A 7,914-nucleotide genomic window follows, 5' to 3' on the forward strand; every position below is an offset into this window, starting at 1 on the left:
CGTGACGACGATCCCGAACGTGCTCGCCAACCGGTACGCCTCGCCCGAGTTGGTCGCCCTCTGGTCGCCCGAGGAGAAGGTCCGGATGGAGCGGCGGCTGTGGCTCGCCGTGCTCCGTGCGCAGCGTGACCTGGGCGTGGCCGTCCCGGACGGTGTGGTCGAGGCGTACGAGCGCGTGCTCGACCACGTCGACCTCGCGTCGATCGCCGAGCGGGAGCGGGTCACCCGGCACGACGTGAAGGCCCGCATCGAGGAGTTCAGCGCGCTGGCCGGGCACGAGCACGTGCACAAGGGGATGACGTCGCGGGATCTCACCGAGAACGTCGAGCAGCTTCAGGTGCGCGCCTCGTTGGAGCTGATCCGGGACCGGGTGGTGGCCACCCTGGCGCGGCTGGCGTGGCTCGCGTACGAGCACTCCGAGCTGGTCATGACCGGCCGCTCGCACAACGTGGCGGCGCAGGCGACCACCCTGGGCAAGCGCTTCGCGTCGGCGGCGGAGGAGCTGCTCATCGCGTACGAGCGGCTGGAGGAGCTGATCGCCCGCTACCCGCTGCGCGGCATCAAGGGGCCGGTCGGCACGGCAGCCGACCAGCTCGACCTCTTCGACGGTGACGCCGACAAGGTGGCCGAGCTGGAGCGACGCGTCGCCGAGCACCTGGGCTTCGCGCGGGTGCTGGACAGCGTCGGGCAGGTCTACCCGCGCTCGCTGGACTTCGACGTGCTGGCCGCGTTGGCGCAGACCGCCGCCGCGCCGTCGTCGCTGGCCACCACGATCCGGCTGATGGTCGGCCAGGAGCTGGTCACCGAGGGCTTCAAGCCGGGTCAGGTCGGCTCCAGCGCGATGCCGCACAAGATGAACACCCGCTCGTCGGAGCGGGTGAACGGCTTCGCGGTGATCATCCGGGGTTACCTGTCGATGGTCGGCGAGTTGGCCGGCGACCAGTGGAACGAGGGGGACGTGTCCTGCTCGGTGGTCCGTCGGGTGGCCCTGCCGGACGCGTTCTTCGCCGCCGACGGGCTGTTCCAGACCTTCCTGACGGTGCTCGACGAGTTCGGCGCGTACCCGGCGGTCATCAACCGGGAGCTGGAGCGCTTCCTGCCCTTCCTGGCGACCACCAAGATCCTGGTGGCGGCGGTCCGGCGCGGCGTCGGCCGGGAGGTCGCCCACGAGGTGATCAAGGAGCACGCGGTGGCGGTGGCGCTGGCCATGCGCGAGAAGGGTGCTCCGGAGAACGACCTGTTCGACCGCCTGGCCGACGACGGCCGCCTCGGCCTGTCCCGCGCCGACATCGACACCCTGGTAGCCGACCGCACGGCCTTCGTAGGAGCGGCACGATCCCAGGTGGAGCAGATAACCCGCCGAATCACCAAGGTGGTGGAAACCCACCCCGAAGCAGCCACCTACACCCCACCCCCCATCCTCTAACCCCCGCTCCCTCTCCCCCCTCTCCCGGCTTTCGCCCGTTGATCATGAAGTTATTGCCACGACACGCCGAGGTGTAGGGCAATAACTTCATGATCAACCGGGTCTGGTCGGGTGGGCCTAGTCGCCGGTGGGGGTTTCGGCGGCTGTTCGCAGGGTGGGGGCGCTCGCTGGTTCGGCGATGCCGCCCAGGGACTCCGCGAACGCCGGGTCGGTGGCGGTCTCGGCCGCGACCGCAGGCTGGTCGGCCGGCATGACCTCGGGCATCGTGGGTACGGCGACAACCGCCGTGCCGTACGCGCAGATCTCCATCCACATCTCGCCGCAGTCCCGGCTGTCGAAGCGCATGCCGATCACGGCGTTCGCGCCGAGCCGCAGGGCCTCCTCGCCGAGGCGGGTCACCGAGTCGGTACGCCACCGGGTCAGGTTGTCCGGCGCCATCGGGTCGTACGCGCCACCGCGCAGGTTCTTGACCCCCTCGCGGTACGGGTTGCGCGTCCTGGCCATCGATGACACCACCTCACCGAGAATCTGGCGGATCTCGTAGCCGGGCAGTTGCTCTGTCGTCACGACCAGCACGTTTCCGATGCTGTCAGGAGTGGCGCGACCCGATCGTGTGCAGTGTTCACCTGATCGGATGCTGCAAAACGACGCGGCGCGGACGGCCGGCGCGCCGCCGACCATCCGCACCGCGGGGGCGTTAACCGTCAGACACCGGCCACCGAGGTGATCCAGGCCCGGTTGTACGCGACGCTGCCGTAGTTCTGGATGTTGTAGCCGTCGGCCGTGGAGGCCACGCCGACCTGCTGGCCGTTGTAGAACTGCGGGCCGCCCGAGTCGCCCCGCCAGGCGTTGCCGTTGATCCGGGTGCTGCGGATGGCCTGCCCGCCGTACGCGTCGGTGACGTTGGTGCTGGTCACCTGGACGGTGGCGGTCTTGAGCTGGCTGGATGCGGAGCAGCCGCTGTAGCAGGTCATGCCCCACCCGTAGATCGAGTTGGTCGAGCCGACGGGCGGGTTGCTGCTCGCCAGGGACACCGTCGAGGTGCTGACCGTGCTGGAGAGGCGCATGAGGGCCAGGTCGTTACGGGTGTAGGTGGCGCTGACGGTTCGGGTGACCCCACCCGAGGCGCGGTAGACGCTGCCGACCCGGACGGACATCGTGCCGCTGATGCAGTGGCGGGCGGTGAGCACCCACTGTGCGGCGATCACGCTGCCCGAACAGGTGAACGATCCGTTGCTCAGCACGGCGGCGGCCCAGGGGGCGGACGACACGGTGCCGCCGCCGATGATGGGTTGGGGGCCAGCCGGGGCGGCGGACGCGCCGGACGCGGCGGCGAGGGCGCCGACCAGCGCGGTGCTGATCAGGGCGAGCAGGGGACGAACGCGCATCGGTGGACTCCTTGGAGGGGTGGGGGCCCGGGGTCGCCGGGTGCCCGGTGGCGACGGCGGGAGGTCCCCGTCATCGCTGGCATCGAGCCACGTCGATGTACTCTAGGGCCGACGAGCACCGTTTTCAAGAAGCCGATCGAGATCGTCCAATGTAACGATTCAGCTACCCTCCGCGCTGTGTATCCCCTGGTGGGACGGCCTGTCCCGCGTTGCCGGGCCCTTCTGCCGCCCGTTATGTGGATCACTGCCGGAACTGCGCCCGGCCGGTGCGTCCGCGGCGGAATCTGCCAGGTAGGCTGGCTGCGCTCGCCCGTTGTGGGTCGGCACCCAACTGCGTACACAGTCAGGAGTGCCCAGTGCCTCGCGTCGTCGTCGACGTCATGCTCAAGCCCGAGATCCTCGATCCGCAGGGCCAGGCCGTCGCAAACGCGCTGCCCCGGCTCGGCGTCAGCGACGTCGCCTCAGTTCGGATCGGCAGGCGGATCGAGATCGACTTCACCGGTGAACCGGACCTGGACCGGGCCCGGGAGATCGCCGACAAGTTGCTCGCCAACCCGGTCATCGAGGACTTCACCGTCCGCCTGGTCGAGACCGACGAGACCGCGGACGCCCGCTCGTGACCGCCCGGGTCGGTGTGGTCACCTTCCCCGGCTCGCTCGACGACGGGGACGCGGCCCGCGCCGTCCGGATCGCCGGCGCCGAGCCGGTCCGGCTCTGGCACGGCGACGAGGATCTGCACGGTGTGGACGCTGTCGTCCTGCCCGGCGGGTTCTCCTACGGTGACTACCTGCGCTGCGGCGCCATCGCCCGATTCGCCCCGGTGATGGAGACGATCGTGGACGCCGCCAAGGGCGGACTGCCGGTGCTCGGCATCTGCAACGGCTTCCAGATCCTCTGCGAGGCGCACCTGCTGCCGGGCGCGCTCACCCGCAACCAGCACCTGCACTTCCGCAACCGGGACCAGGTCCTGCGCATCGAGTCGGCCGGCACCGCGTGGACCAACGCGTTCCAGGCTGGCCAGGAGGTGCTCATCCCGGTCAAGAACGGTGAGGGCTGCTACGTCGCGGACACCGCGACGCTGGACCAGCTCGAGGCCGAGGGCCGGGTCGTCGCCCGCTACGTCGGCGGCAACCCGAACGGGTCGCAGCGCGACATCGCCGCGATCACCAACCCCGCCGGCAACGTGGTCGGCATCATGCCGCACCCGGAGCACGCGGTGGAGGCGCTCACCGGCCCCTCACTGGACGGCCTCGGCTTCTTCACCTCGGTCCTCAAGCACCTGGTCGGGGCGCCAGCATGACCGCGAGGAGCGAGTCTGGCGGGCACGAGCGCATCGAGGAGAGGTCATGACCACCCACCCGGACCCGGTACGGGACACTCCGGAGGCGTACTCCGCCCCGGTGCAGCCGACCGAGCCGCCGGCGCAGCCCACCGCTCCGGCGGCCGCTCCCGCGCAGCCGGCGACCGCCGACTGGACCGACGGCGTGGACACCGTGCCGCGCGCCGGTGGCACCCCGGGCGAGTTGCAGCCGTACACCGAGCTGGGCCTGCGTGACGACGAGTACGACCGGATCCGACAGATCCTCGGCCGTCGCCCCACCCAGTCCGAGCTGGCGATGTACTCGATCATGTGGAGCGAGCACTGCTCCTACAAGTCGAGCAAGGTGCACCTGCGCCAGTTCGGCGAGAAGGCCCCGCACAGCGACCGGCTGCTCGCCGGCATCGGTGAGAACGCCGGTGTCGTGCAGGTCTCCGACAAGCTGGCGGTGACCTTCAAGGTCGAGTCGCACAACCACCCGAGCTTCGTCGAGCCGTACCAGGGCGCGGCGACCGGCGTCGGCGGCATCGTCCGGGACATCCTCGCCATGGGCGCCCGCCCGATCGCGGTCATGGACCCGCTGCGCTTCGGCGCGGCGGACCACCCGGACACCGCCCGGGTGCTCACCGGCGTGGTCGCCGGCGTCGGCGGCTACGGCAACTGCCTGGGCCTGCCCAACATCGGTGGCGAGCTGGTCTTCGACCCGTCCTACCAGGGCAACCCGCTGCTCAACGCGCTCTGCCTGGGCGTCCTGCCGGTCGACCGGCTGCAGAACAAGGCCGCCGCCGGCCCCGGCAACGTCGTGGTGCTGATGGGCGCCAAGACCGGCCGGGACGGCATCGGCGGCGTGTCGGTGCTGGCCAGCGCCACCTTCGACGAGGGCAGCGAGGCCCGTCGCCCGGCCGTGCAGGTCGGCGACCCGTTCACCGAGAAGCTGCTGATCGAGGCATGCCTGGAGCTGTACGACGGCCAGCTCGTCGTCGGCATCCAGGACCTGGGCGGCGCCGGCCTGACCTGCGCGCTCACCGAGACCGCCGCCGCGGCCGGCACCGGCATGCGGGTCTGGCTGGAGCGGGTGCCGCTGCGCGAGCCCTCGATGGACCCGCACGAGATCCTGGCCAGCGAGTCGCAGGAGCGGATGCTGCTGGTCGTCGAGCCGGACAAGCTCGACGCGGTGCTCAAGACCTGCGAGAAGTGGGGCGTCCTCGGCACCGCGATCGGTGAGGTCACCGCCCCGGAGCCGGACGGCCGCCCCGGTCGCCTGCTGATCACCTGGCGGGACCACCTCGTCGTCGACGTGCCGCCGGGTTCGCTGGTGGACGACGGGCCGGTCTACGCCCGGCCGATGCGTGAGCCGGCCGACCTCATCCTGCTCCAGGCCGACCGCGCCGAGACGCTGCCCCGCCCGGCCGACCCGGACGCGCTGCGGGAAACCGTGCTGCGCATGATCGCGTCGCCGAACCTGGCCGACAAGACCTGGGTCACCGAGCAGTACGACCGCTACGTGCTGGGCAACACCGTTCTCGCCCAGCCGGAGGACGGCGGCGTGATCCGGATCGACGAGCGGACCGGCCTCGGCGTGGCGCTGTCGGTCGACGGCAACGGCCGGTACACCCGACTGGACCCGTACAACGGCACCAAGCTGGCCCTGGCCGAGGCGTACCGGAACGTGGCGGTGACCGGCGCGAAGCCGATCGCCGTGACCAACTGCCTCAACTTCGGCTCGCCGGAGGACCCGGGCGTCATGTGGCAGTTCGCCGAGGCCGTGCGCGGCCTCGCGGACGGCTGCCTGGAGCTGGGCATCCCGGTGACCGGCGGCAACGTCAGCTTCTACAACCAGACCGGCGCGGCGGCCATCCACCCGACCCCGGTGGTCGGTGTGCTGGGTGTGCTGGACAACGTCGCCGACCGGGTGCCGATGGGCTTCGTGCCGCGCGCCGGTGGCGACCACGACCAGCTCTACCTGCTCGGCGAGACGAACGTGGAGCTGTCCGGCTCGGAGTGGGCCTGGGTGACGCACGAGCACCTCGGCGGCATCCCGCCGCAGGTCGACCTTCTCCGCGAGAAGGCGCTGGCCGAGCTGCTGGCCGAGGCCGCCCGGGTGGGCCACCTCAGCTCGGCACACGACCTCTCCGACGGTGGTCTCGCGCAGAGCCTGGTCGAGTCCTGCCTGCGGCGTGGCGTCGGCGCTCGGATCGCCGTGCCGGAGCAGTTCGCCGAGGGTTCGATGCCCTTCGTCTACCTGTTCAGTGAGTCCGCTACGCGGGCGCTGGTCTCGGTGCCGCGTGGCCACGACAAGGCGTTCGCGGCGCTCTGCGCCGAGCGGGGCGTGCCGTTCGAGCTGATCGGCGTGACCGACCCGTCCGGCGGTGCGCTCGAGGTGCACGGGCAGTTCCGGATCGGTCTGGACGAGCTGCGCGCCGCGCACACCGAGACGCTTCCGCGCCTCTTCGGCGGCACCGCCGCCGTCGAGGTTCCGGCCGCTGACGGTACGTCCCAGCCGGCCGCTGGTGCGACGCCTGAGCCCGCTGTCGCGGAGGTGCCCGCGCCGGCCGCCGGAGTGGCGGGTGCGGTCGAGGCCGTGCCGCTGCCGACTGCCCCGGCCGAGCCGGTGGACGCGTCGGAGGTGCTCTCCGAGCCGATCGCGTCGGCCGGCCCGTCTCCGCAGACCGGAGCTGTCGACCCGGTCGGGTCGGAGCAGCCGTCCGAGTCTGACTCCGGTGCCACCGAGCCGTCGCCTGACGAGCGCTGAGGCGTTGGCGGCGGCCGTCTACGGCCAGCCCGGGTCAGGTGCCAGGTTCGACTGGGGCCTGACCGGGGCGGCCGAACTCGGCCGGGTCTGCGCGGCGCTGGTGGTGGTGGACGTGCTCTCGTTCACCACCGCCGTGGAGGTGGCGGTCGCCCGGGGCATGCGGGTGCATCCCTTCCCGTGGGGCGAGCAGGCCGCCGAGTACGCACTGCGGGTCGGCGCGGTGGCGGCGGTCGGTCGTCGCCGGGTGACAGCGGACCATCCGTGGTCGCTCTCACCGGCCGCGCTGAGCGCCGCGCCGATCGTCGCGGACCTGGTGCTGCCCTCGCCGAACGGTTCGGCCATCAGCGCCGCCGCCAGCGCCACCGGGCTGCCGGTGGTCGCGGCGTGTCTGCGTAACGCCAGCGCCGTCGGGCGTTGGCTGCGCCGCCACGGGTACGGGACGACTGATGCCCCGATCGGCGTCATCGCCTCGGGCGAGCGGTGGCCGGACGGGTCGCTGCGCCCGTCGGTCGAGGACCAACTCGGCGCGGCAAGCGTGCTGGACGCGTTGTCCGGGGTGCCGGGCGGCCTCTCCGTGGAGGCGGCCATGGCGCTCGCCGCGCTGGCCAGCACTCCGGACGTACCCGCAGCGGTGCGCGGCAGTGTGTCCGGTCGGGAGCTGACCGAAGGCGGTTTCGAAGCCGACGTCGACATCGCCGTCCAGGTGGGCGTCTCCGATGTCGTACCGGTGCTCCGCCAGGGCGTCTTCTCCGCCGCCTGACCACAAGACCCGTCGGCCGGCCCGAGTGCCCGACTCGACCCGCCGGCGTCACCCCCGTTGATCATGAAGTTATTGCCCGCGCAGCCGGCGTGTCGGGGCAATAACTTCATGATCAACGGGGTGGGGCGGGGCGGGGTGGGGGTGGGGGTGCTCAGGTGACAGCGGGACGGCCGCCCGGTTTTCCGGGCCGTCGCGGTCCCGCTCCTCTTCTCCGGGTACGCCGTGAGCGGCGCCCTGCTCGTGACGGTCCTGCACGGCTATCCGGTGTCG

At 71.6% G+C, this 7,914-nt stretch carries 7 protein-coding genes; 5 read left to right on the forward strand and 2 right to left on the reverse strand.

The window, feature by feature from the left end; genetic code table 11:
• The first annotated feature begins 1 nt into the window (after position 1).
• Positions 2-1,426, forward strand: a complete 1,425-nt coding sequence (gene purB, locus ABZU91_RS26115) for an adenylosuccinate lyase (RefSeq protein ID WP_355245592.1) — start codon at positions 2-4, stop codon at positions 1,424-1,426.
• Positions 1,427-1,543: 117 nt separating this feature from the next.
• Here purB and ABZU91_RS26120 read toward each other — a convergent pair whose 3' ends face one another.
• Positions 1,544-2,107, reverse strand: a complete 564-nt coding sequence (locus ABZU91_RS26120; protein WP_355245607.1) for a YbjQ family protein — start codon at positions 2,105-2,107, stop codon at positions 1,544-1,546.
• A gap of 23 nt (positions 2,108-2,130) precedes the next feature.
• Entirely contained in the window at positions 2,131-2,814 is a 684-nt protein-coding gene (locus ABZU91_RS26125; RefSeq protein ID WP_355245595.1) for a trypsin-like serine protease, read from the reverse strand.
• Between the two features lie 356 nt (positions 2,815-3,170).
• Between ABZU91_RS26125 and purS the strand changes: the two genes are divergently transcribed.
• Genes purS through ABZU91_RS26145 form a run of 4 tightly spaced genes read left to right on the forward strand, consistent with a single transcriptional unit; the run spans position 3,171 to position 7,644 of the window.
• Positions 3,171-3,434: a phosphoribosylformylglycinamidine synthase subunit PurS gene (gene purS, locus ABZU91_RS26130; protein ID WP_007454310.1), complete on the forward strand. Its 264-nt coding sequence runs from the start codon at positions 3,171-3,173 to the stop codon at positions 3,432-3,434.
• Entirely contained in the window at positions 3,431-4,114 is a 684-nt protein-coding gene (gene purQ / locus ABZU91_RS26135) for a phosphoribosylformylglycinamidine synthase subunit PurQ (RefSeq protein ID WP_355245598.1), read from the forward strand. Before purS ends, purQ begins: the two co-directional genes overlap by 4 nt.
• Positions 4,115-4,160: 46 nt before the next feature.
• Positions 4,161-6,884, forward strand: a complete 2,724-nt coding sequence (purL, locus tag ABZU91_RS26140) for a phosphoribosylformylglycinamidine synthase subunit PurL (RefSeq protein ID WP_355245601.1) — start codon at positions 4,161-4,163, stop codon at positions 6,882-6,884.
• 4 nt (positions 6,885-6,888) lie between these two features.
• Positions 6,889-7,644, forward strand: a complete 756-nt coding sequence (locus tag ABZU91_RS26145) for a 2-phosphosulfolactate phosphatase (RefSeq protein ID WP_355245610.1) — start codon at positions 6,889-6,891, stop codon at positions 7,642-7,644.
• The last annotated feature ends 270 nt before the right edge of the window (positions 7,645-7,914 follow it).

The organism is Micromonospora sp. NPDC005174, from assembly GCF_040608495.1.
Taxonomy (GTDB): Bacteria; Actinomycetota; Actinomycetes; order Mycobacteriales; family Micromonosporaceae; genus Micromonospora.

Excerpts from the sequence above, each read along its gene's own strand:
- ABZU91_RS26120 (WP_355245607.1), bottom strand. The coding sequence starts at position 2,107 with ATGGTCGGCGGCGCGCCGGCCGTCCGCGCCGCGTCGTTTTGCAGCATC.
- purL (WP_355245601.1), top strand. The coding sequence starts at position 4,161 with ATGACCACCCACCCGGACCCGGTACGGGACACTCCGGAGGCGTACTCC.
- ABZU91_RS26125 (WP_355245595.1), bottom strand. The coding sequence starts at position 2,814 with ATGCGCGTTCGTCCCCTGCTCGCCCTGATCAGCACCGCGCTGGTCGGC.